The sequence below is a fragment of the Pseudomonas halotolerans genome (assembly GCF_039581215.1).
Classification (GTDB): domain Bacteria; phylum Pseudomonadota; class Gammaproteobacteria; order Pseudomonadales; family Pseudomonadaceae; genus Aquipseudomonas; species Aquipseudomonas tehranensis.
The window spans coordinates 1-22695 of sequence record NZ_JBCNTJ010000001.1; the positions used below are offsets into that span (position 1 = coordinate 1).

General features: G+C 60.4%; 21 protein-coding genes and 1 tRNA gene. 8 read left to right on the forward strand and 14 right to left on the reverse strand.

Annotation, left to right across the window (positions count from 1 at the left end; genetic code table 11):
• Positions 1–2: 2 nt before the first annotated feature.
• Positions 3–75: transfer RNA gene (locus tag AAIS01_RS00005), tRNA-Val, on the reverse strand.
• A gap of 160 nt (positions 76–235) precedes the next feature.
• Between AAIS01_RS00005 and rdgC the strand changes: the two genes are divergently transcribed.
• From rdgC to sugE, 3 genes are all read left to right on the forward strand, one after another.
• The gene (rdgC, locus tag AAIS01_RS00010) at positions 236–1156 is read left to right on the forward strand and encodes a recombination-associated protein RdgC (protein ID WP_047228694.1); all 921 of its coding nucleotides are present in this window, start codon (positions 236–238) and stop codon (positions 1154–1156) included.
• Positions 1157–1299: 143 nt separating this feature from the next.
• Positions 1300–2265 (forward strand): bile acid:sodium symporter family protein, encoded by a 966-nt coding sequence (locus tag AAIS01_RS00015; RefSeq protein ID WP_092402804.1) that lies wholly within the window; start codon positions 1300–1302, stop codon positions 2263–2265.
• A 118-nt stretch (positions 2266–2383) separates the two neighbouring features.
• Complete coding sequence (gene sugE / locus AAIS01_RS00020) at positions 2384–2698, forward strand: quaternary ammonium compound efflux SMR transporter SugE (RefSeq protein WP_092457158.1); 315 nt, start codon at positions 2384–2386, stop codon at positions 2696–2698.
• Positions 2699–2771: 73 nt separating this feature from the next.
• On the opposite strand, the gene AAIS01_RS00025 is transcribed toward sugE, so the two are convergent.
• The 4 genes from AAIS01_RS00025 to AAIS01_RS00040 all read right to left on the reverse strand — a co-directional run bounded on the left by AAIS01_RS00025 (position 2772) and on the right by AAIS01_RS00040 (position 7512).
• Positions 2772–4646 carry an MFS transporter gene (locus AAIS01_RS00025; RefSeq protein WP_343467305.1) on the reverse strand — a complete coding sequence of 625 codons (1875 nt, stop codon included), beginning with the start codon at positions 4644–4646 and terminating at the stop codon, positions 2772–2774.
• A gap of 80 nt (positions 4647–4726) precedes the next feature.
• Positions 4727–5875, reverse strand: coding sequence for a TDT family transporter (locus tag AAIS01_RS00030; protein WP_343467306.1), 1149 nt, complete (start codon positions 5873–5875; stop codon positions 4727–4729).
• 103 nt (positions 5876–5978) lie between these two features.
• Positions 5979–6290, reverse strand: a complete 312-nt coding sequence (locus AAIS01_RS00035) for a cupin domain-containing protein (RefSeq protein WP_343467307.1) — start codon at positions 6288–6290, stop codon at positions 5979–5981.
• Between the two features lie 37 nt (positions 6291–6327).
• Positions 6328–7512, reverse strand: coding sequence for an MFS transporter (locus AAIS01_RS00040; protein WP_343467308.1), 1185 nt, complete (start codon positions 7510–7512; stop codon positions 6328–6330).
• 103 nt (positions 7513–7615) lie between these two features.
• On the opposite strand from AAIS01_RS00040, the gene AAIS01_RS00045 reads away from it, so the two are divergent.
• Positions 7616–8155, forward strand: a complete 540-nt coding sequence (locus AAIS01_RS00045; RefSeq protein WP_343467309.1) for a TetR/AcrR family transcriptional regulator — start codon at positions 7616–7618, stop codon at positions 8153–8155.
• A 252-nt stretch (positions 8156–8407) separates the two neighbouring features.
• Positions 8408–11878 (forward strand): hybrid sensor histidine kinase/response regulator, encoded by a 3471-nt coding sequence (locus AAIS01_RS00050; protein WP_343467310.1) that lies wholly within the window; start codon positions 8408–8410, stop codon positions 11876–11878.
• 45 nt (positions 11879–11923) lie between these two features.
• Here the strand turns inward: AAIS01_RS00050 and AAIS01_RS00055 are convergent, their stop codons facing one another.
• Together AAIS01_RS00055 and AAIS01_RS00060 are read right to left on the reverse strand one after the other, a co-directional pair.
• Positions 11924–13279, reverse strand: a complete 1356-nt coding sequence (locus tag AAIS01_RS00055; protein ID WP_177193390.1) for a DNA recombination protein RmuC — start codon at positions 13277–13279, stop codon at positions 11924–11926.
• Positions 13280–13484: 205 nt separating this feature from the next.
• The gene (locus AAIS01_RS00060; RefSeq protein ID WP_186656323.1) at positions 13485–13808 is read right to left on the reverse strand and encodes an SEL1-like repeat protein; all 324 of its coding nucleotides are present in this window, start codon (positions 13806–13808) and stop codon (positions 13485–13487) included.
• A gap of 964 nt (positions 13809–14772) precedes the next feature.
• Between AAIS01_RS00060 and AAIS01_RS00065 the strand changes: the two genes are divergently transcribed.
• From AAIS01_RS00065 to AAIS01_RS00075, 3 genes are all read left to right on the forward strand, one after another.
• Entirely contained in the window at positions 14773–14997 is a 225-nt protein-coding gene (locus AAIS01_RS00065) for a hypothetical protein (RefSeq protein ID WP_007898912.1), read from the forward strand.
• A 276-nt stretch (positions 14998–15273) separates the two neighbouring features.
• Positions 15274–15756 carry a hypothetical protein gene (locus tag AAIS01_RS00070; protein ID WP_343467311.1) on the forward strand — a complete coding sequence of 161 codons (483 nt, stop codon included), beginning with the start codon at positions 15274–15276 and terminating at the stop codon, positions 15754–15756.
• 144 nt (positions 15757–15900) lie between these two features.
• Positions 15901–17184: an OmpP1/FadL family transporter gene (locus AAIS01_RS00075; RefSeq protein WP_343467312.1), complete on the forward strand. Its 1284-nt coding sequence runs from the start codon at positions 15901–15903 to the stop codon at positions 17182–17184.
• Between the two features lie 90 nt (positions 17185–17274).
• Here AAIS01_RS00075 and AAIS01_RS00080 read toward each other — a convergent pair whose 3' ends face one another.
• From AAIS01_RS00080 to cobU, 7 genes are all read right to left on the reverse strand, one after another.
• The gene (locus AAIS01_RS00080) at positions 17275–17826 is read right to left on the reverse strand and encodes a glutathione peroxidase (protein WP_343467313.1); all 552 of its coding nucleotides are present in this window, start codon (positions 17824–17826) and stop codon (positions 17275–17277) included.
• 183 nt (positions 17827–18009) lie between these two features.
• Positions 18010–19218 carry an MFS transporter gene (locus tag AAIS01_RS00085; protein ID WP_343467314.1) on the reverse strand — a complete coding sequence of 403 codons (1209 nt, stop codon included), beginning with the start codon at positions 19216–19218 and terminating at the stop codon, positions 18010–18012.
• 51 nt (positions 19219–19269) lie between these two features.
• Positions 19270–19674, reverse strand: coding sequence for a MarR family winged helix-turn-helix transcriptional regulator (locus tag AAIS01_RS00090; RefSeq protein WP_047228709.1), 405 nt, complete (start codon positions 19672–19674; stop codon positions 19270–19272).
• Between the two features lie 85 nt (positions 19675–19759).
• On the reverse strand, positions 19760–20497 hold the full coding sequence (locus AAIS01_RS00095; protein ID WP_343467315.1) for an adenosylcobinamide-GDP ribazoletransferase: 738 nt from the start codon (positions 20495–20497) through the stop codon (positions 19760–19762).
• A 2-nt stretch (positions 20498–20499) separates the two neighbouring features.
• Complete coding sequence (gene cobC, locus AAIS01_RS00100; RefSeq protein ID WP_343467316.1) at positions 20500–21075, reverse strand: alpha-ribazole phosphatase family protein; 576 nt, start codon at positions 21073–21075, stop codon at positions 20500–20502.
• Positions 21072–22127, reverse strand: a complete 1056-nt coding sequence (gene cobT / locus AAIS01_RS00105) for a nicotinate-nucleotide--dimethylbenzimidazole phosphoribosyltransferase (RefSeq protein ID WP_343467317.1) — start codon at positions 22125–22127, stop codon at positions 21072–21074. Before cobT ends, cobC begins: the two co-directional genes overlap by 4 nt.
• Positions 22124–22645 (reverse strand): bifunctional adenosylcobinamide kinase/adenosylcobinamide-phosphate guanylyltransferase, encoded by a 522-nt coding sequence (gene cobU / locus AAIS01_RS00110; protein ID WP_343467318.1) that lies wholly within the window; start codon positions 22643–22645, stop codon positions 22124–22126. Before cobU ends, cobT begins: the two co-directional genes overlap by 4 nt.
• Positions 22646–22695 lie beyond the last annotated feature (50 nt).

Here is a 22695-nt window from a genome sequence, read left to right on the forward strand (position 1 = left end):
GGTGGGTGATGACGGGATCGAACCGCCGACATTCTGCTTGTAAGGCAGACGCTCTCCCAGCTGAGCTAATCACCCTTCGCTTTCGGTGTGGCGCGCATTCTACGGAGCGTCCTCAAAGCTGGCAAGCACTTTTTACTTTAATTTTTTCAGGCCTTCCAAAGGCTTAGCGAAGGGTTGGCCTATGGCCCCGCGAAGAGAATAATGCCCCCCTTTGTATAAAGGAGAGACTCACCCCATGTGGTTCAAGAACCTGCTTATCTATCGCCTGACCCAAGATCTGCCTTTTGATGCCGAGGCGTTGGAAACTGCACTGGCCAGCAAACTGGCACGTCCATGTGCAAGCCAGGAGTTGACCACTTACGGTTTCGTCGCGCCGTTCGGTAAAGGTGAAGACGCGCCTTTGGTGCACATCAGCCAGGACTTCCTGCTGATCGCCGCACGCAAGGAAGAACGCATCCTGCCAGGCAGCGTCGTACGCGATGCCCTGAAGGAAAAAGTCGAAGAGATCGAAGCCGAGCAAATGCGCAAGGTCTATAAAAAGGAACGGGACCAGCTCAAGGATGAAATCATCCAGGCGTTCCTGCCTCGCGCGTTCATTCGTCGCTCGTCCACCTTCGCCGCTATCGCGCCGAAACAAGGTCTGATCCTGGTCAACTCCGCCAGCCCGAAACGCGCCGAAGACCTGCTCTCTACCCTGCGTGAAGTCCTCGGCTCGCTGCCGGTGCGGCCACTGACAGTGAAAACGGCCCCCACTGCCATCATGACCGACTGGGTCAAGACTCAGAAAGCTGCCGACGACTTCTTCGTGCTGGATGAATGCGAGCTGCGCGACACCCACGAAGATGGCGGCATTGTGCGCTGCAAGCGCCAGGACTTGACCAGCGACGAAATCCAGCTGCACTTGAACACTGGCAAGGTGGTGACCCAACTGTCCCTGGCCTGGCAAGACAAGTTGTCTTTCGTGCTCGACGACAAAATGGTGGTCAAGCGCCTGAAATTCGAAGACCTGCTGCAGGACCAGGCGGAACAGGACGGCGGCGACGAGGCCCTCGGCCAACTGGACGCCAGCTTCACGTTGATGATGTTGACGTTTGGTGAGTTCCTGCCGGCGCTGGTCGAGGCGCTGGGTGGTGAAGAGATGCCTCAGGGGATCTAACAAACCTTCCCACCTGTGGGAGCGGGCTTGCTCGCGAAGGCGGTGTATCAGATGGCCTATTTGTTAGCTGACACATCGCCTTCGCGAGCAAGCCCGCTCCCACAGGGGTTCTGTATGTTGCACTTAATAATAAGGATCAGGTCATGCGTGCACTGGCTGCATTGAGTCGTTTTGTCGGCAATACCTTCGCTTACTGGGTGCTGTTTTTTGCCGTGCTGGCATTCTTGCTGCCGCAGTGGTTCGTCGACCTGAAAGTCGCCATCGTCCCCTTGCTCGGGTTGGTGATGTTCGGCATGGGCCTGGCGCTCAAGCTGGAAGATTTTGCCGAAGTGGGCCGGCATCCAGGACGCGTGGTTCTGGGGGTGATTGCACAATTTGTAATCATGCCCGGTGTGGCGTGGTTACTTTGCCAAGTATTCAGCCTGCCACCGGAGATTGCCGTCGGGGTGATTCTGGTGGGTTGCTGCCCGAGCGGCACTTCCTCCAACGTCATGACCTGGTTGGCCCGTGGAGACCTGGCTTTGGCCGTGTCGCTTTCAGCCATCACCACCCTGCTCGCGCCTTTGCTGACGCCTGCGCTGATCTGGCTGCTGGCGTCGGCCTGGTTGCCGGTGTCGTTCTCGGCGCTTTTCTGGTCGATCCTGCAGATCGTACTGCTGCCTATCGTGCTGGGCATCGTTGCTCAGCGCCTGTTGGGTGATCGGGTTCGTCACGCGGTGGAAGTGCTGCCGCTGATCTCCGTCGTGAGCATCGTGATCATTGTTGCGGCGGTCGTGGCGGCCAGTCAGGCGAAAATCGCCGAGTCCGGCCTGCTGATCATGGCCATCGTGATGCTGCATAACAGCTTCGGTTACCTGCTGGGTTACTTCACCGGTCGCCTGTTCGGTTTGCCGCTGGCCCAGCGCAAGACTTTGTCGCTGGAGGTGGGCATGCAGAATTCCGGTCTGGGCGCGGCCTTGGCCAGTGCGCATTTCTCGCCGCTGGCGGCGGTGCCCAGCGCGCTGTTCAGCGTCTGGCACAATATTTCCGGGGCCCTGCTCTCGACATATTTCCGCCGTATGAGCGAAAAGCAGGACCGTGAACTGCTCGCCCGCCAAGCGGCGGACTGAAAGGCAGACTTGATCGAGTGGTCAATAATGGGCAATCTATAGGCCCATCGCGGGGACGACCCCGCCACTCGATCGACCTAAATCCGGGGACGACCCCATCCATCGATGGAGGTGTGTGATGTCCTGGATCATTCTGTTTTTTGCCGGCCTGTTCGAAGTCGGTTGGGCTGTCGGCCTGAAGTACACCGACGGCTTCAGCCGCCCGCTCCCTACCGCATTGACCGTTGCGGCCATGGCCATCAGCCTTGGCCTGCTGGGCCTTGCGATGAAGGAACTGCCCCTGGGCACGGCCTATGCCATCTGGACCGGTGTCGGGGCCGTGGGCACGGTGATTGCCGGGATCATTCTGTTTGGTGAATCCATGGCGCTGGTTCGGCTGGCCAGTGTGGCATTGATCGTTGCCGGGTTGATCGGACTTAAAGTCAGCACCTGAGTTCACCAGCAGGACTGGAATACCTGTGGGAGCTTTGCTCCCACAGGTGCTGCTCCCCACAAGGTTTTTGAGCCTACCTGACAGCCCCGCGCAACTCCCCCACCAACGCCTGCAACTTCGCCGGTTCCGCCACCTCAACGGCGACCGCCGGCCCCGCCACCAGCGTCACCCGCGACCACAACCGGCGAAAAAGTCCCTTGTTCGGGTCACGACTGAAGAAACTGCCCCACAATCCCTGCAACGCCAAGGGAATCACCGGCACCGGTGTTTCCTGAAGAATGCGCGTCAGTCCGCCCTTGAACTCATTGATCTCACCATCGGCCGTCAACTTTCCTTCGGGGAAGATGCACACCAACTCGCCGTTCTGCAGGTATTGAGCGATGCGTGTAAAGGCGCTTTCGTAGATATGGATATCTTCCTGGCGCCCGGCAATCGGAATCGTCCCGGCGGTGCGAAAGATGAAGTTGAGCACCGGCAGGTTGTAGATCTTGTAGTACATCACGAAGCGAATCGGCCGACGCACCGCGCCGCCGATCAGCAAGGCATCGACGAAGGACACGTGGTTGCAGACCAGCAACGCGGCGCCTTCATCGGGAATCGCATCCAGGTTGCGATGTTCCACGCGGTACATGGAATGGCTCAGCAGCCAGATCATGAAACGCATGCTGAATTCAGGGACGATTTTGAAGATGTAGGTGTTCACGCCAATGTTCAGCAGCGACACCACCAGGAACAGCTGGGGAATCGACAGCTCCAGCAGGCCCAGCAGGACAATGGAGACAATCGCCGAAACCACCATGAATAAGGCGTTGAGAATGTTGTTGGCAGCGATGACCCGCGCTCGCTCATTCTCGGCGGTGCGCGACTGAATCAGGGCATACAGCGGCACGATGTAGAAACCACCAAATACACCGAGCCCGAGGATGTCGATCAGCACCAGCCAGGCGTGGCCGAAACCGAGCACTTCAAGCCAGCCATAGCCGTCGACGCTGCCGGGAATTCCACCGGAATGCCACCACAACAGCAGCCCAAACACGGTCAGGCCGAACGAGCCGAACGGCACCAGGCCAATTTCGACTTTACGCCCGGATAACTTCTCGCACAGCATCGAACCCAGGGCGATCCCCACCGAGAACACCGTCAGGATCAAGGTCACCACGGTTTCATCACCGTGCATCCAGTCCTTGGCGTAGGCCGGGATCTGCGTCAGATAAATCGCTCCGACAAACCAGAACCACGAGTTGCCGACAATGGAGCGGGACACCGCCGGGGTTTGTCCCAGGCCCAGCTTGAGGGTGGCCCAGGACTGGCTGAAAATGTTCCAGTTCAGGCGCATCTGCGGCGAGGCCGCCGCCGCCCGCGGAATGCCGCGACTCGCCAGGTAACCAAGCACGGCGATAACGACAATCGAAGTCGCCACCACCGGCGCGTAATGCACCGAGGACATCATGATCCCGGCGCCGATGGTGCCGATGAGGATCGCCAGGAAGGTGCCCATCTCCACCAGGCCATTGCCGCCGACCAATTCGTCTTCGCGCAGGGCTTGCGGCAGGATCGAATATTTCACCGGCCCGAACAGCGCCGACTGAGTGCCCATGGCGAACAGCGCCGCCAGCATCAACCACAAGTGATCGAACAGAAACCCCACCGCGCCGATGGCCATGATGACGATTTCGCCAAGTTTGATCAGACGTATCAACGCATCCTTGGCGAATTTTTCCCCAAACTGCCCCGCCAGTGCCGAGAACAGGAAGAACGGCAAGATAAACAGCAGCGCACACAGATTGACCCAGATCGAACGGTCGCCCTCGATGGTCAGCCGATAGAGAATCGCCAGGATCAGCGATTGCTTGAACACGTTGTCGTTGAACGCGCCCAGGGACTGCGTGATGAAAAACGGCAGGAAACGCCGCGTGCGGAGCAAGGTGAACTGCGAGGGGTGACTCATCTTCCATGTTCCTGAGTGGCGTGGTCGCTTATTGGAATGAGGTTTTCCGATCCAGGCCACACATTACCTGTCTTTAACGATTATTTCGCCAGCCCGGCAATGCACGGCGACACGAACAGCTCACCGTGCCAGGCGCCGAGCACTGTGCGCCGGCCGACGATCAGCCACATCACTGCCAGCATCGCCACCAGCACACAACCGAACACGGTGAAAAAACCCAGGCTCAGCAAGCTCGCCAGCTTCAGGGTCGCCAGCGCATACACGCCCAAGGGGAAGGTAAAGCCCCACCACCCGAGGTTGAACGGGATGCCCGTGCGCAAATACCGTGCGGTGATCAACAGCGCCATCAGCATCCACCAGAACCCGAACCCCCACAGGGTGATACCGGCCACCACCCCCAAGGCGGCGGCGACTTCGCCCAGGCCCGGCAAGCCATTGGCGGCAAAAATCAGCGGCGCATCGCCTCCCAGCAACAACATGCCCAGGGCACCGGTCCCGATCGGGCCAAGGGCCAGCCAACTTGAGGCGGCCATGTTTTCGTGGGGCAGTTTGTGCAAGGCCATGCGCAGCAGCAGAATCGTCAGGATGCTGAACGCAACAGGTAGGGAAAATGCCCAGAGAATGTAGCTGGTGACCAGCATCACCAGTTGCGAATGGGCGTCTGCCAAGTGCGGTGCCAACAAGCCGCCACTGGCGGCAGCGACTTCGGCCGCCACCACCGGCAATAGCCACACGGCGGTCATCTGGTCGATCCGGTGTTCCTGACGGGTGAACATCAAAAACGGAATCAGCACGCCACAGGCCAGGGACATCGCCACGTCGATCCACCACAACGTTTCCGCCAACGGCACCACGCCCTCGCCCCAACGCGGCAGACCAAATACCAACAAGCCATTGATGAGGGTCGCCAGCCCCATGGGAATGGTGCCGAAAAACATCGATACCGTTGAATGACCGAAAATCCGCCGGGCCTCGTCGAAGAACAGCACCCAACGGGCGGTGTACAGCCCGGCAAACAACACGAACAACAGGATATTGAACAGCCACAACCCTTCAGCCAGGTTGCGCAGGCCCGGGACATCCCCCGGCCATTGCGCCAGGGCCAGGGCCAATACGCCGGTGCCCATGACGACAGCAAACCAGTTAGGCGTGAACTGGCGAATGACTTCCAATGGCCTGGGCAAATGACTGAGTGGACGCAAACGGTTTGGTGCAGCACAGCATGGCATGGCGAACTCCTGCTCTCGGATGAGATAGCGCCATGCTAGATTCAAATCGAATATCTATATAACGGGTAATATCTCTATACATTATCTATTCCACAAATATTTATCAGACGCTGCCCTCGGTCTCGATCACCAGAATTCTCGCCTCTCCCAATGGCTTGGCCACATGTTCGGTGCCCACCGAGGCATAGAAAATATCCCCCGCACTCAGCAACGTATCTTTTTCGACACCGTCTTGCCGATAGCACATCTGCACTTGCCCATCGAGCACCACGAACACTTCCTGCCCCTCGTTGATGTGCCATTTGTAGGGCTGATCGGTCCAGTGCAGGCGCGTGGTGATACCGTTCATGTTGGCGATATCCAGCGCCGCCCAGGCGCGGTCGCCGGTAAAGGATTTGCTGCGGATGATGTTCAACAGAGATCGCCCCAAAGAAAACGCAGAGGTGCCAAGACTAACTCAAACCAGGCGATGGCCGCGCCTGACGCGACAGACCCAGCAAGGCAACCGTCGCCAGCACAATCAACACCGCGCCAAAGCCATCGGTGGTCGGGATCAACCCGAACACCCGGGTCAGGCTCCCCGCCAGCAGCGACGGCAGGCTGAAAGCCAGGTAACTGAGGACATAAAACGCTGACATCAACCCAGCCCGCTCATGGGGCAAGGCCAACGGCATAATGCTGCGCAATGCCCCCAGAAAGCCTGCGCCAAACCCGCTGCCGGTGACCAGCGTACCGACGAAGAACAACGGCAAGCTGGCAGCGTGCACTGCGATCAATACCAGCGCCAGACCGACCAGCAACAGGCTGGCGGCCAGGCGCAGCATTTTGTCCGCCACCTGATTGCGCAGCGTGTAGATGCTCAACGCTCCGGTGAGCGTCAGCACCGCCACCAGCGCCCCGCCAATCAAGTTGGAGGTGGTTCCGGTTGCGGCCCGCACCAATGACGGCGCCAGTGACAAGTAGAAACCGCCCACTGCCCAGGCCACCAGGTTCAAGGGCAGTATCAGCCACAAGGCGCGCCGTGCCTGGATCGGCACATGCAAGGTAGGGCGCAAGGATTGCCAGGCACCTGGCTGCGGACTGACGCTCTCGGCCAAAAACCAGAGGTAAATGGCCTGGATCAGAAACAACCCCAGCAAAATCCAGTACGTCAGTTGCAGGGGCAACGGCGCGAACTCGGCCAACATGCCGCAGCCGAACGCTCCGCAAGCCATGCCCAGCAAGGGCGCGACGCTGGTGATCAGCGGGCCTTGCCGACGATCGAAGTCCAGCAAGGCCGCGCCAAGCACACTGGTGGCCATGCCGGTGGCGAAACCCTGAATCAACCGTGCACCGATCAACCAGGCAATACTGTTGGCGTTGATAAACAGCAGCATCGCCAGCATGTTGAGCAACAGCGCGACGAAAATCACTGGTTTGCGTCCCAGATAATCCGACAGCGAACCCACGGTCAGCAAAGCCGCTAACAGACTGAACGCGTACACGCCGAAAATCAGCGTCAGGACCCCAGAGGAGAACTGCAGTTGTTCCTGATAGAGGTGATACAGCGGGGTTGGCGCGCTGGACGCAGCGAGGAAACCGAGCAGGGTGATCGCCAGGAATATCAGACTGGCACGGGTCGAAGCTGAACGGGACATGGGCACACTCCACAGGGCGATCCACAAAAGCTAATTTTTTGCTTTTGCAGAGTGTGCTATCGACGCGCGCTTAAAGCAAATTCTTTGTGTTAAGGTCCGATCCATGGCTATTAAAGAAGGTTTACGCCCCGGCGGCAGAAGCGCCCGGGTACAAGAGTCGATTCATTCGGCGGTTCGCAGCCTGCTCCAGGAGCAAGACCGCGCCAGCCTGACCGTGCCGCAAATCGCGGCCCGCGCAGGCGTAACCCCGTCCACCATTTACCGGCGTTGGGGCGACCTGCCGGCATTGCTGGGCGACGTCGCGATTGCCCGTATGCGCCCGGACAGCGCACCGCTGGACACCGGCAGCCTGCGTGGGGATCTTCGCGCCTGGGCCGAACAGTACCTGGACGAAATGAGCTCCGAGCCCGGTCGCGACATGATGCGTGACATCCAGGCCTGCGCGACGCCGGGCTATTGCGTGGCAATCCTCAGTGGCCAGTTGCAGACCATCCTGGATCGCTATCCCGACGAGCCAAACCCAGGGGTCGAGCGACTGATCAATGTGGTGGTCGCGCCGACGGTGTTTCGCATCCTCTTTGCCACCGCGCCGTTGGCGGTTGAGGAGTTGTATCGGTTGGTGGATATCGCGTTGACCCAGTAATACCGCCATCGCGAGCAGGCTCGCTCCCACACTGGATTCTCGGTGAACACAAATGTTGGTTCACCACAGACCCAATGTGGGAGCGAGCCTGCTCGCGATGGCGGCCAGCCAGAACACTCCATGACCCAACGCTGGGCGCAAACCTCGACCCCTCGACACGCCTCGACCTTGGTCGACACTGACGAACCCGAGCGGGCATGCGAGACTGTTCTGCCGGGCCCTGCCCCCGGGGTCTTTCGTTCAGGAGCTTCCATGTCGTTGTCCAGCGGACTGATCGCCGTTGTTGCCCTGGCCTATATGGCCATCCTGTTCGCCATCGCCTTCTACGGCGACCGGCGCAGCACACCGTTGCCCCCTCGGGTGCGGGCGTGGGTCTACAGCCTGTCGCTGGCAGTGTACTGCACCAGCTGGACATTTTTTGGCGCGGTGGGCCAGGCTGCCGAACAACTCTGGTCATTCCTGCCGATTTACCTCGGGCCGATCCTGTTGCTGGTGCTGGCACCGTGGGTCCTGCAGAAGATGGTGATGATCAGCAAGCAGGAAAACATCACCTCCATCGCCGACTTCATCGCCGCACGCTATGGCAAATCCCAGTCCCTGGCGGTGGTGGTCGCCCTGATCTGCCTGGTGGGTGTGCTGCCGTACATTGCCTTGCAGCTCAAAGGCATCGTACTCGGGGTCAACCTGTTGATCGGCGCTGGTGCCGACGCCATGGGCACTCGCGCCCAGGACACTGCGTTGATCGTTTCGCTGATCCTGGCACTGTTCACCATCGTGTTTGGCACGCGCAACCTGGACGCCACCGAACACCACCGGGGCATGGTACTGGCCATTGCCTTTGAATCGCTGGTCAAGCTGTTCGCCTTCCTTGCCGTAGGCGCCTTTGTCACGTTCGGCCTTTACGACGGATTCGACGATCTGTTCAACCAGGCAATGCTCGCGCCGCGACTGGAACAATACTGGAAAGAAACCATCAACTGGCCGTCCATGGTGGTGCAGACTGGGGTAGCGATGATGGCGATCATCTGCTTGCCGCGGCAGTTCCACGTGACGGTGGTCGAGAACATCGAGCCCCAGGATCTGCGCCTGGCCAAATGGGTGTTCCCCGCCTACCTGGCCCTGGCTGCGTTGTTCGTGGTGCCTATCGCCCTGGCCGGGCAGATGCTGCTGCCCGACTCGGTGTTACCCGATTCGTTCGTCATCAGCCTGCCTTTGGCCCAGGCCCACCCGGCGCTAGCGGTGCTGGCGTTCATTGGCGGCGCTTCGGCGGCCACCGGCATGGTCATCGTGGCGAGTGTCGCGTTGTCCACCATGGTTTCCAACGACATGCTGCTGCCCTGGCTGTTGCGTCGCAACAACGCCGAGCGGCCCTTCGAAGTATTTCGTCAGTGGATGCTGTCGGTTCGCCGGGTGAGCATCGTGGTGATCCTGTTGCTGGCCTATGTCAGCTACCGCCTGCTGGGGTCGACGGCGAGCCTGGCAACCATCGGCCAGATCGCCTTCGCTGCCGTAACCCAACTGGCACCCGCCATGCTGGGCGCGCTGTACTGGAAACAGGCTAACCGCCGCGGGGTGTTCGCCGGCCTCGCCATGGGGATTTTCCTGTGGTTCTACACCTTGGTGTTGCCGATCGCGGCCCACAGCCTGGGCTGGTCGCTGAATAGTTTCCCGGGGCTTGCGTGGCTGCATGGCAACCCCTTGAACCTGCCGATTTCACCGCTGACCCAAGGGGTCGTGTTATCCCTGGCCGGTAACTTCACCCTGTTTGCCTGGATCTCCGTGCTGTCGCGCACCCGTGTGTCGGAACACTGGCAAGCCGGACGCTTCATCGGCCAGGAAATCAGCGCCCGCCCCAACCCGCGCTCGATGCTGGCGGTGCACATAGATGACCTGTTGCAACTGGCCGCGCGCTTCGTTGGCGAAGAGCGGGCGCGCCAGAGTTTCATTCGCTTCGCCTACCGCCAGGGCAAAGGCTTCAACCCAAACCAGAATGCCGACAGCGAATGGATCGCCCACACCGAACGGCTCCTGGCGGGTGTGCTGGGGGCTTCGTCGACGCGCGCGGTGGTAAAAGCCGCGATTGAAGGTCGGGAGATGCAGTTGGAGGATGTGGTCCGAATCGCGGATGAAGCCTCGGAAGTGCTGCAATTCAACCGCGCACTGCTGCAAGGTGCCATCGAAAACATCACCCAGGGCATCAGCGTGGTCGATCAGTCCCTCAGGCTGGTGGCCTGGAACCGCCGCTACCTAGAGCTGTTCAACTATCCGGACGGTTTGATCAGTGTTGGTCGACCGATCGCCGACATCATCCGCTACAACGCCGAGCGCGGCCTTTGTGGCCCAGGCGAAGCAGAGGTCCATGTCGCTCGACGCCTGCACTGGATGCGCCAGGGCCGTGCGCACACCTCTGAACGGCTGTTTCCCAATGGCCGGGTGATCGAGCTGATCGGCAACCCCATGCCCGGCGGCGGCTTTGTCATGAGTTTTACCGACATCACCGCGTTCCGCGAAGCCGAACAGGCCCTGACTGAAGCCAATGAAGGATTGGAACAACGGGTGGCAGAACGCACCCGGGAGCTGTCGCAACTGAACGTGGCCCTGACCGAAGCCAAGGGCACCGCCGAGTCGGCCTACCAATCCAAGACCCGATTCCTGGCGGCCGTCAGTCATGACCTGATGCAGCCGCTCAACGCCGCGCGCCTGTTCTCCGCCGCGCTGTCCCATCAGCACGACGGCTTGCCGGACGAAGCCCGGCAACTGGTACACCACTTGGACAGTTCGCTGCGCTCGGCCGAAGACCTGATCACCGACCTGCTGGACATTTCCCGCCTGGAAAACGGCAAGATCAACCCTGACCGCAATCCATTTGCCCTCAACGAACTGTTCGATACCCTGGGCGCCGAGTTCAAGGTACTGGCCCAGGAACAAGGCCTCAAATTCCGAGTGCGAGGCTCGCGACTGCGGGTCGACAGCGACATCAAGTTACTGCGACGCGTGCTGCAGAACTTCCTCACCAATGCCTTCCGTTACGCCAAGGGCCCCGTCCTGCTGGGCGTTCGCCGGCGCAATGGCGAATTGTGCCTGGAAGTGTGGGATCGCGGCCCAGGCATCGCCGAAGATAAACTGGAGATCATTTTCGAAGAGTTCAAACGTCTCGACAGCCATCAGACCCGTGCGGAAAAAGGCCTGGGCCTGGGCCTGGCGATCGCCGACGGACTGTGTCGCGTGCTGGGTCACACCTTGCGGGTGCGTTCCTGGCCGGGGCGCGGCAGTGTATTCAGCGTCAGCGTACCGCTGGCCCACGCGCAGACGGCCTTGCCCAAGCCCGCTGCCGAACCCAACGGTCATTTGCCAAAGGGCGCCCAGGTGCTCTGTATCGATAACGAAGACAGCATTCTGATCGGCATGAACAGCCTGCTCACTCGCTGGGGCTGCCAGGTGTGGACGGCGCGTAACCGCCAGGAGTGCGAACGTTTGCTCAACGAGGGTAGCCGACCGCAACTGGCCCTGGTGGATTTTCATCTGGATGATGGCGAGACTGGAACCGAGCTGATGGCCTGGTTACGCACCCGCATGGGTGAACCGATACCAGGCGTGGTGATCAGTGCCGATGGCCGCCCCGAGACGGTGGCGCAGGTGCATGCGGCGGGTCTGGATTATTTGGCCAAACCGGTGAAACCGGCCGCGTTGAGGGCATTGTTGAGTCGGCATTTACCGTTGTGATAAGCACGCGCCCTGCCATAGGCTTTGATCAAGCCAGGGCGGGCGTCACTCCTGGCTTTTTGCCGTCTCTTCTGGCAACTCTGGCAACCCATCGACATCCGTCATGGCCCGTTCGAGCAGTTCGGCTGGCAGACTTTTGCTGGCCCGGGCGCCAAGCAATTTGAGTTGTTCGCTGCGGCTGATCAGGTTGCCGCGCCCTTCTGTCAGTTTGTTGCGCGCAGCGCTGTAGGCTTTGTCCAGTTGCTGCAAACGGCTGCCAATTTCGTCCAGATCCTGGATGAACAGTACGAACTTGTCATACAGCCACCCTGCCCGCTCGGCGATTTCCCGGGCGTTCTGACTTTGACGTTCCTGTTTCCACAAACTGTCGATCACCCGCAACGTCGCCAATAGCGTCGTTGGGCTGACGATCACGATGTTGCGGTCGAAGGCTTCCTGGAACAGCGTCGGTTCGGCTTGCAGCGCGGCGGAAAATGCGGCCTCGATCGGTACGAACAACAACACGAAATCCAGGCTGTGCAAACCATCCAGGCGCTTGTAATCCTTGCCGGCCAGACCTTTGACGTGGGCCCGCAAGGACACCACGTGCTGCTTGAGAGCAAGTTGGCCGATGCTGTCGTCCTCGGCGGCCACGTATTGTTGATAGGCCGTGAGACTGACCTTGGAATCCACCACCACCTGCTTGTCGCCGGGCAGGTAAATCAGCACGTCTGGCTGGAACCGTTCGCCGTCGGGGCCCTTGAGGCTGACCTGGGTCTGATACTCGCGACCCTTCTCCAGGCCGGCGTGCTCGAGCACCCGCTCCAGAATCAGTTCGCCCCAGTTACCCTGGGTCTTCTGGCCTTTGAGGGCACGGGTCAGGTTGGTCGCTTCATCGCTCAGGCGCAGGTTCAGCTGTTGCAGCCGCTCCAACTCCTTGCCCAGGGAGAAGCGTTCCCGCGCCTCGGCTTGATAGCTTTCCTCGACACGTTTTTCAAAGGATTGGATGCGCTCCTTGAGCGGGTCGAGCAACTGTCCCAGCCGCTGCTGGCTGGTTTCCGCGAAGCGTTGCTCACGTTCATCGAAGATTTTTCCTGCAAGCTCGGCGAACTGTGCCCGCAACTCGTCTCGTGAGCCTTGCAGATCGTCCAGACGTTGCTGATGACTTTCCTGTTGCTCACGCAGTTCGGCATGCAACGAAGCCGCCTGGGCATCAAGACGCCGCAGTTCCGCTTCTTTTGCGGCGCGCTCCAGATTCCAGGCGTGGGCCGCGTCTCGAGCATTGTCGCGTTCGATCTGCAGCAATTCGACTTCGCGACAAGCGGCAGCAAGCTCGGCTTGCCGGGCGGCGTTGGCCTGACCCAGGTCGCTGATTTCATCGCGGCACGCATCGAGCTGGGCGTTCAAGCCGTCGTGGGCCATGTGGGCAGTGGCCAGACGCTCCTCCAGTAACGCGAGTTCGGTTTGCGCGGCGCTGGCCTGGCGTTGCAGATGCCAGGCCAGGGCGAGCAGCGGCACTGCAGCACCCGCCAGACCAAACAACAGGCTGGTCAAATCCATAGCCATGACAATTCCTGCCGATGAAATAAAGCCCGCAGGTTAACCAAGCGGCCAGGGGATGCCCAGCTCAGTCTTCGATTTCGCCCAGCGCCTGACGAGCACGATGATCCCCGGCCCTGGCAGCCTGGCGCAGCAAATCCTGGCCGATACGACGATCGCGCGCGTTTCCGCATTCACGGCACATCAGTTGACCGAGGCGACTTTGCGCAGCTACCACGCCTTCCCGGGCTGGCTGCTTGAGTAAACGGCCGGCCAAGTGTTTGACACTGGTGTTTTCCCCAAGGCGCGGGCTGTCGAGTAACCATTCGGCCACGCGCATGGAAATGCGTTTGGGTGGGGTAACACCGGAGGGCGTGGAGGTAACAGGATTTGATACTGAGCGAAACTTCATAAAGCACTGTGGGACAGATCAGGAAGGCGCGCCACTCTACTCCTTTTTTCGCACGGGTAAAGTCGAAAAAATCCGGCACGCCCGTGCTAGAGCAAGCGCTTGGGACAATCCACAGAAGCTGTGGATAACTCAGTGGACAACCCCCCCTGAAGTCGCCGTAAGCCCTGTGGAACGGGGCCTGCGCTTAAACTGACGATTTTTTCACCAGTAAAAAAAAGCGATGTTTTTCATTGACTTAAATTTTGGATACAGGCACCCACCCCAGATTGTTTCCACATGACAATACGGTGACAACCGCCGGATCGAGTGTGCACAAGTAACACGCCAACCGGTTATATCGCTGCGCCGTTTTGGCGCATTTTTGCGTTAAAACCTGAGGGCAACCTGACGACGTGCGGGCGGGTATTCGTCGGCTGAGCGCGCATCCGTTGATCGGTTCCTGTGCTATGGCCAACCACTTACCGGCAAATAAACAATCATGTCGCGACCCGGCAGGATCTTTTTTACCCAACGTCCTTCCCTTCGAAGACTCGATCCGTTACTATCTGCGGCGTTAGTACCAAGCTGAAAGTCAATTCCGGGTCGAACACCTCTCCACGGTCAGCCTTCTTCAAGAAGCCTCACCGACAAAAAGAGAGCGGCCCCCTCGATGGTTTCCAGGTAACTCTTGCGTCAGCACTGCCTTTGATCGATTGCAAAGGAAGTTGCCAGGCACGCTACTCTGACCGAACCACCCTGCAAAATTGATCAGGATCTTCACCCAGGGCCCAGAACCTTTGCCCTTGATGTGTTGCCTGCCCTCCTAAGTACCTACCTGCCAGCCCAAGCGCGCACTCTATATAGCGCTCAAACTGGCTGCTTTGTTCCAGTCGGGTTCTTCGTTCGACCAATGGTGGTCGACGTTACTGGAACGTTTTAACGTTGCACGGTTCTTAACCGTGTCATTTGTAGGAACACCCATAACATGTCTACTCAAATCCATACACAGGATGCCATCCGCACCCTAACCAACGCTTTTGCCCCAATGAACTGCCTGATCATGGCCGCTCGCAAAGGCTGCTTCAGCTTCACCCTGGTCAACGAACATGGCATCGCCCGTCACAGCGAACGCCTGTACCCCGATCAGTACTCCAGCGCCGAACCGCTGCAGGCCGTGATCGAGCGTACCCGTCAGGCACTGGTTGCCTGATACGCCGCAAAGGCTGAAACCCCAAGACCCCGCCCCAAAAGCGGGGTTTTTTATTGCCCAAAATTTCTCGATAAAGCACAACGGCTTAAGCACCGGGGGATATAACGGTTATAACCATTCGGCGAAGATGTTTTAAAAACAGTCCTTTACAGCGGGAATATGACACTACACTTCAAGTCAAGCGGCATGATCCGCTTCCGGCGGGGCCTGAACCGAACCACTGCTGCCAAGCCCACACCTATTCAGGCTCTGCCCACTTCACGTTTCGAGGGTTTTATGGGTATCGCTGCCAGCGAACTGTGTCGATATGTGATCCGCCCGACGCTGCTGTACCTGGAGTGCCACAGTGCAACGGCGGAATCCTTGTTGTTGGGGATTGCCGCCAGCCAGTCGGCCCTCGGGTCAGCCCTGCATGACCGGCGCGGGCACGGTCTGTACCGCATTCCCGAACCTCGCCACCGGGCGCTCTGGGACCATTACCTGGCGCTGGATCCGGAACGAGCCAGCCTGGTGCGAGGCCTGGCCAGCCAGCACGCCTTTCTCAGCGGCCCGCACCTGGAGTTGACCGTCAATCTGCGCTATGCCACCGCCATTGCCTGGCTTTTGGTGGAGGAACAGAACCTTGCGCTTCCCAAAGCCGATGACCTGTTAGGCATGGCCCGGATCTGGCGCCAGACATTTCACCCTCAAGGCCGCCTGCGAGATTTCACCTGCGCCTGGCAACGTTGTGTGTCGCCGCTGAATCAGGTCGCCTGCTAAGGTGATATCTGGAAAGTTCCTACAACAGTCGCGAATCTGGTCTGATTGTCCTACAAAACCGCTCTAAATCAAGCCTTACAGCCTATAGCGCTTACACGAAAATGTTGGTAATTTTCGCCCCGGTGATCACCTGGAGTTCTAACAATGAAAAAAATGATGCTCAAAACCACCCTTGGCCTTGCCGTTACCTTGGCATCCACGCAGATTTTCGCCAGTGGCTTTGCCTTGAACGAACAAAGCATCAGTGGCATGGGCACCGGTTTCGCTGGGCGTTCTTCCTCTGCCGATGATGCAAGCACTGTGTTCGGCAACCCCGCCGGCATGTCGCGCCTCAAGCGCCAGCAAGTGACTGGCGGTATGGCCGCTATCGACGCGTCAACCGACATCAACGACGCCAGCGGTAGCCAGTCCGGCACCAACAAGGGCGACATGGTGCCGTTCACTGCCGTTCCGATGGGCTACTACGTCAAGCCTATCGATGATCAGTGGGCTTTCGGCCTGGGTGTCTACGCACCGTTCGGCCTGATCACCGATTACGAAAGCAGCTTTCAGGGCCGTAACTTCGGCAGCAAGAGCGAAGTGAAAGTCGTCGCATTCCAGCCAACCGTCAGCTACGCCTTCAACGACAAGGTGTCGATCGGTTTCGGCCCGACCATCAACCATATTTCCGGCGCACTGGAATCGACTCTGACCACGCCGCTTTCACCGAACGATGGCGACGTGAAGATCAAGGGCGACGACATTGGCTATGGCTACAATATCGGCGTGCTGGTCCAGGCGACAGACACCACTCGTGTTGGCCTGACCTACCATTCCAAGGTCAAGTACAAGCTTGAAGGCCACACCAAGGTGAGCCCAGGGGCCGGTACTCCCGCCGGATTCCTGAATGGCGCGCGCTATGACGCTTCGCTGGACATCACGACACCAGAATCGGTGGACTTTTCGGTCACCCAGCAACTGAACGATGCCTGGACCCTTTATGCCGGCAGCACCTGGACTCGCTGGAGCCGCCTGAAAGAAATCACCGTGAACAACGAAGGCGTCACGCCTGCAACCGGTGGCGCGTTGGCCCCTGCGTTCCTTGGCACCATTACCGAGGAACAGAACTGGCACGACACCTGGGCCTACGCCATCGGTACGTCCTACCAGTTGAACAAGCAGTGGGTGCTGCGTACCGGCCTGACCTTCGACCAGTCGCCTACCAACAACATCGACCGCTCGCCACGCATTCCTACCGGCGACCGGACCATCTTCAGCCTGGGTGCCGGTTGGAGCCCGACCGAAGACCTGACCATCGACGTGGCGTATTCCTACCTCAAGGAAGAGAAAGTCAACGTCAATCACAGCAACGTTCTGGGCCAGTCCTACAACGCTGAATACGAAAATAGCGCAAACGGCTTCGGTGTTGGTGCAACCTACCGCTTCTGATGATTCACGGCGGGCCTGAACCCCTCGCCATCTGAAGCGAAAAAAGCCCCGCACTCTGCAAAAGAGGCGGGGCTTTTTTGTGACTGGCGATCAGGGTCGGGACGCAATGGCCGCTTCTACCGCCTTGATGAAATCAGGATCGTCCGGTTTGGTCCGACTGGAGAAACTGGCGACGACCTTGCCCTGGCGATCCACGACGTACTTATAGAAATTCCATTTCGGCGCACCGGACTGTTCGGCCAGATGCCTGAACAACGGGATGGCATCCGCACCGCGTACCGGCTGGGGCTCGGTCATGGTAAAGGTCACGCCGTAATTGACGTAGCAGACCTTGGCGGTCTCTTCGCCGTTCTTGGACTCCTGTTTGAAGTCATTGGACGGCACCCCCAGCACTTGCAGACCGTCGCCTTTGTAGCGCTGGTTAAGTGCCTCCAGACCTTTGAACTGCGGGGCGAAACCGCAAAAGCTGGCAGTGTTGACCACCACCAGCGGCTGGCCGGCGAAACGCTGGCACAGGTCGATGTTTTCCTTGGCGCGCAACTTGGGCAGCGAGCCCTCCAGCAGGGGCGGGCAGTCAGCGGCCCATGCGTGCCCGGTCAAAGCCAGCAGCAGTGCGGGTACAGCAAGCCTGCGCATCAGCATGTCGCAATCTCCTTGAAAGCACGTCAGACCACGACGTTACTCCCCCGTGCCCGGCGCCGTCCACCGCTCAGCAGGTGCCCATGCCCAGTTGCATCAACGCCAGCCCGCCCTGATGCCACCCCCACCAGGCGATCACCAGCAGCAGGCCGGCACCGGCGGCAATCAACCATGGGCCTACGCGGCTCATGCCACACCTGCCTGAACTTGCAGGCGTGCCACCGGACGCTCACGCACGGGCCAGTTCAACGCCGCCGCCAGCAGACTGAGCAGGATCGACACCTGCCAGATCAAGTCATAACTGCCGGTTCGGTCGTACACCACACCACCCAGCCAGCCCCCCAGGAACGAACCCAACTGGTGGAACAGGAACACGATCCCACCCAACATCGAGAGATTTCGTACACCAAACAAAGTCGCTACCGTGCCGTTGGTCAGAGGCACCGTCGACAACCACAAAAAGCCCATCGCCATCCCGAACAGGTAGGCCGTGGTTGTCGTCACCGGCAACCACAGGAACAAGCCGATCACCACCGCCCGCAACAGGTACAACCCGGTCAGCAAGCGCGGCTTGGACATCCGACCGCCCAACCAGCCTGCGGTGTAGGTGCCGAAGATATTGAACAGGCCAACCAAGGCCAGCACGGTCGTGCCGACGCTGGCCGCCAGGTGCTGGTCCACCAGATAGGCCGGCAAATGCACGCCAATGAATACCACTTGGAAGCCACAGACAAAAAAGCCCACCGCCAGCAACCAGAAACCGGAGTGGCTGCACGCCTCGCGCAATGCTTCGGACAAGGTTTGCTCATGACCGGTCAGCGGTGCAGGCGTGTCCTTGAGCATGCTCACCAGCGGCACGATCAGCGCCACCAACAGCCCCAGCGCCAACAGCGCGGCAGACCAGCCGAGCCAGCCAATGAGCCCCAGTGTGCCCGGCAACATGGCGAACTGACCGAACGAGCCGGCAGCACTGGCGATGCCCATGCCCATGCTGCGTTTTTCCGGCGGCACGGCACGCCCGACCACGCCGAGGATCACCGAAAACGATGTGCCGGACAGGCCGATACCAATCAACAGACCCGCGCTCAATGAGAGCGACCAGGGCGAGTCGGCCATGCCCATGAAGACCAGCCCGAGGGCGTACAGTACACCACCGATGAGGACGACTTTCGCGGCACCGAAGCGGTCGGCCAGCGCCCCGGTAAAAGGTTGCGCCAGGCCCCAGATCAAGTTCTGCAAGGCAATGGCGAAGGCAAACACCTCGCGGCCCCAACCAAACTCGGCGCTCATGGGCGCCAGAAACAGCCCGAAGCCGTGCCGCACACCCAGGGACAACGCCAGGATCAGCGCGCCGCCCACCAGAACCCAACCACAGGTACGCCACATCGATGTCATTTTATTCTCCGCTTGCGGGTATATACCCGCTTATCATCGAACGAACCGGCTTCACGCCAGTTCATCCAGCAAGGCCAGCAGTGTTGCGCGCTTTTCGGCGCCCAGCTTATCGATCAATCGTTGTTGCGCCGCTTCCCAGGCCGGCAACGCCGCCGCCAGCCGGGCATGCCCGGCTTCAGTGAGTTCGACGATGCGATTACGCAAGTCCTCACCCTCGGCCAGCGCCACCAGCCCCTCACCTTCCAGTACCCGCAGGTTACGCCCCAGGGTGCTGCGATCCAGGCCCATGGCCTCGGCCAGGGAAGAGATACTCGGTTGGTCCAGGCGCGCCAGGTTACTCAGCAAGGAATACTGGGCGACGTTGATCCCGAAGCCGTCGAGGGCGCCGTCGTAATACCTGCTGACGCCCCGAGCGGCACGACGCAGGTTGATGCACAAACATTGGGAGGCAAGCATAGTGCGTGTATATACCCGCGATTAAATGAATGCAAATTTTAATTCAGAAAATTTCAAGCTGAATTCCCAGCCAGACAGGTAGCGCTCAATTCCAGATCAGCACCAGCCCAACCAATACCCCCATTTCAAGCAGCTCCAGCAAGGCGCCTGCCGTATCCCCGGTGCAACCTCCCAGCCTGCGCAACATCATCTGGCGCACGCCGATAAAAACCGCCAGGGCGATCAGCAGCGACGCGACCCCGGTCCAGCCCGCCACCAGCACGCATCCCACCGCACAGGCCAGCAATACCTGCCAGCCCGCGTGGCGCGGCAGATGATCGGCGAGCGCCTGCCCCAACCCGCCGGCCCGCACATAAGGCGTGGTCAGGAACAACCCCAGCAATGCGCCACGGCCCAACACCGGCACAAGGATCAATGCCAGGGTTTGCCGTTGCTCGATCAGCGCCAGCAATGCGGCGAATTTGAGCAACAGCACCAACACCAGCGTAATCACCGCGATCGGCCCGCTGCGGGGGTCTTTCATGATCAGCAGCGTGCGCTCACGATCGCCAAAGCCGCCGAGCCAGGCATCGGCGCTGTCGGCCAGGCCATCCAGGTGCAGGCCGCCGCTAAGCAGCACCCACGCGCTCAGCAAGAGGGCGCCATGGAGCAGCAGCGGCGTGCCAAGCAACATGGCATCAAGCCCCCACAACAAGCCACCGAACAACAGCCCTACCAGCGGATAACACAGCAACGAACGTCCCAACTGCGCCGGCTCCGGCATACCGGGCAAGCGAACCGGCAGGCTGCTCAGGAACTGCAAGGCGATCCAGAACGGCAACATGGTCAGACCGCCTCTTTGAGCACTGGACCAGATTGGACGCGCAGTGAAAACAACGCACCATGGCCGACTTCGACATTGAGCAACTGTTCGCGCGGCAAACCCCGGGCCTGGGCCAGCAGCAAGCGCATAACGCCGCCATGACTGACCAGCAACACGCGCTGCCCAGCATACGCAACTGTCAGGCGTTCAACCGCCGCCAGGACCCGCTTCGAAAACGCCAGCACCGGCTCGCCGTCCGGTGGAGTGAATGCGTAGGGATCGGCCCAAAAGCGGCCCAGCGCCTCGGCGTCGGTGTCCATCAACGCCGCCGCGCTGCAGCCTTCCCAGGCGCCGAAATGCAGCTCCTGCAGATCCTTGTCCAGATGCACCGGCAAATCGAGCCGGACGCCGAGTTGCTCAGTGAAACGGGCGCAACGCTGCAACGGTGAACTCACCAGCCGATCCCAGGGCCCGCCCGCCGCCACAGCCGCGTGCATCTGTTCCCAGCCCCTGTCCGTCAAGGGATCGTCGAGGCTGCCACGCAGCCCGCCGCCCAGTTCGGTCTCGCCGTGGCGCAACAGGTCCAGGTGCAGCGTCATGCTGGGCGATCCGCCACAGCCGCTTCGGCAAAGGTCGCCATCTGCCCGTGAAGATCACACGCCAGGCGCAACAGCGGCACCGCCAACGCCGCACCACTGCCCTCACCCAGGCGCAGGCCCAAGTCGAGGAGCGGCTCAGCGCCGAGGGTTTCCAGAATGTGCCGATGCCCCGGCTCGGCACCGCGATGGCCGAACAACAGCCATTGCCTGCATTGAGGATTGAGACGCACCGCCACCAGTGCCGCGACGCTGCAGATGAAACCATCCACCAACACCGCAACGCCCTGCTGGGCGCAGGCCAGATACGCGCCAGCCAACGCTGCGATTTCAAACCCGCCCAGGTTGAACAGTGTTTGCAGTGGATCGTTGCGCTGTGCACCGTGCAACGCCAGGGCGCGCTCGATGACTTGAGCCTTGCGGCTGACACCCGCGGCGTCCAGCCCGGTGCCCGGCCCGACCAGGTGAGTCACCGGGCAGTCAAGCAAGGCACAGGCCAGGGCACTGGCCGCCGTGGTGTTGCCGATGCCCATTTCGCCGCCGATAAACAGCTGCGTGCCGACGGCGACAGCGCGCAGCACACTGTCACGTCCGGCCAGCAATGCCTGCTCGCCTTGGGTCACGGTCATCGCCGGCCCCTGCACGAAATTCGCGGTACCCGGCCCCACATTCAGATGCCGCACACCGGGTAGCGTCAGAGAAGGCGTCACCGTGCCCAGGTCAACCACTTCCAGGGAGGCGCCCAGTTGCCGCGCCAATACACTGATCGCCGCGCCGCCGCTGACGAAGTTGAGGAGCATCTGCCCGGTGACCTCCTGGGGATAGGCCGATACGCCTTCGGCCACCACACCATGATCACCGGCAAAGATCGCGATCCACAGGTGATCCAGCTCAGGTTTGGCCTGCCCTTGCAAACCCGCCAATTGCACCGCCACGGCTTCGAGCCGCCCCAGGGAGCCGGCCGGTTTGGTCAGCTGTTGCTGACGGGCCGCGGCCTGCTCCAGGGCCAGGGTGTCGAGGGGCTTGCACGGGTCCAGCCACCAGCGATGATTCATAACGCAGTACCTTTGAGAGTCAGGGGCAGGCCGGCAACGGTCAGTACGACGCGCTGGCAACGTTCGGCCAAAGCTTGATGCAGCCAACCGGCTTCATCGACATAACGGCGAGTCAACTCGCCCAGCGGCACGACACCCATTCCGGTCTCGTTGCTGACAAAAATGATTTCGCCCGGCAGAGCGCCAACGCACTCCAGTAGAGCATCACGCTCGGCGTTCAACTGCTCGGGGTTGTCGAGCATGAGCAGATTGGTCAGCCACAGGGTCAGGCAATCCACCAACAGGCATTGCCCTGAACCTGCGTTATCGCGCAGCACCCGCGCCAGGGCCAACGGCTCCTCCACCAGCGCCCATTCGGCCGGACGACGAGCGCGGTGTTGGGCGACCCGGTCGTTCATTTCGCCATCCAAGGGTTGGCTGGTGGCGATGTAGGTGACGGGTAATCGGGTGTCGGTGGCGAGCTTTTCGGCCAGGCGGCTCTTGCCAGAGCGGGCGCCGCCGAGGATCAGTTGCAGCATGTTTTTACCTTTCAAATAGGCGGTGTTGCTGCCGGCCTAATCGCGAGCAA

Excerpts from the sequence above, each read along its gene's own strand:
- AAIS01_RS00030 (WP_343467306.1), bottom strand. The coding sequence starts at position 5,875 with ATGCCATGCTGTGCTGCACCAAACCGTTTGCGTCCACTCAGTCATTTG.
- AAIS01_RS00070 (WP_343467311.1), top strand. The coding sequence starts at position 15,274 with ATGGGTATCGCTGCCAGCGAACTGTGTCGATATGTGATCCGCCCGACG.
- AAIS01_RS00055 (WP_177193390.1), bottom strand. The coding sequence starts at position 13,279 with ATGGCCCACGACGGCTTGAACGCCCAGCTCGATGCGTGCCGCGATGAA.
- rdgC (WP_047228694.1), top strand. The coding sequence starts at position 236 with ATGTGGTTCAAGAACCTGCTTATCTATCGCCTGACCCAAGATCTGCCT.
- cobC (WP_343467316.1), bottom strand. The coding sequence starts at position 21,075 with ATGACGCTGCACCTGGACCTGTTGCGCCACGGCGAGACCGAACTGGGC.
- AAIS01_RS00075 (WP_343467312.1), top strand. The coding sequence starts at position 15,901 with ATGAAAAAAATGATGCTCAAAACCACCCTTGGCCTTGCCGTTACCTTG.
- AAIS01_RS00060 (WP_186656323.1), bottom strand. The coding sequence starts at position 13,808 with ATGAAGTTTCGCTCAGTATCAAATCCTGTTACCTCCACGCCCTCCGGT.
- AAIS01_RS00015 (WP_092402804.1), top strand. The coding sequence starts at position 1,300 with ATGCGTGCACTGGCTGCATTGAGTCGTTTTGTCGGCAATACCTTCGCT.
- AAIS01_RS00025 (WP_343467305.1), bottom strand. The coding sequence starts at position 4,646 with ATGAGTCACCCCTCGCAGTTCACCTTGCTCCGCACGCGGCGTTTCCTG.
- AAIS01_RS00090 (WP_047228709.1), bottom strand. The coding sequence starts at position 19,674 with ATGCTTGCCTCCCAATGTTTGTGCATCAACCTGCGTCGTGCCGCTCGG.
- AAIS01_RS00085 (WP_343467314.1), bottom strand. The coding sequence starts at position 19,218 with ATGACATCGATGTGGCGTACCTGTGGTTGGGTTCTGGTGGGCGGCGCG.
- AAIS01_RS00040 (WP_343467308.1), bottom strand. The coding sequence starts at position 7,512 with ATGTCCCGTTCAGCTTCGACCCGTGCCAGTCTGATATTCCTGGCGATC.
- AAIS01_RS00045 (WP_343467309.1), top strand. The coding sequence starts at position 7,616 with ATGGCTATTAAAGAAGGTTTACGCCCCGGCGGCAGAAGCGCCCGGGTA.
- AAIS01_RS00095 (WP_343467315.1), bottom strand. The coding sequence starts at position 20,497 with ATGTTGCCGTTCTGGATCGCCTTGCAGTTCCTGAGCAGCCTGCCGGTT.
- AAIS01_RS00050 (WP_343467310.1), top strand. The coding sequence starts at position 8,408 with ATGTCGTTGTCCAGCGGACTGATCGCCGTTGTTGCCCTGGCCTATATG.
- AAIS01_RS00065 (WP_007898912.1), top strand. The coding sequence starts at position 14,773 with ATGTCTACTCAAATCCATACACAGGATGCCATCCGCACCCTAACCAAC.
- cobT (WP_343467317.1), bottom strand. The coding sequence starts at position 22,127 with ATGAATCATCGCTGGTGGCTGGACCCGTGCAAGCCCCTCGACACCCTG.
- AAIS01_RS00080 (WP_343467313.1), bottom strand. The coding sequence starts at position 17,826 with ATGCTGATGCGCAGGCTTGCTGTACCCGCACTGCTGCTGGCTTTGACC.
- sugE (WP_092457158.1), top strand. The coding sequence starts at position 2,384 with ATGTCCTGGATCATTCTGTTTTTTGCCGGCCTGTTCGAAGTCGGTTGG.
- cobU (WP_343467318.1), bottom strand. The coding sequence starts at position 22,645 with ATGCTGCAACTGATCCTCGGCGGCGCCCGCTCTGGCAAGAGCCGCCTG.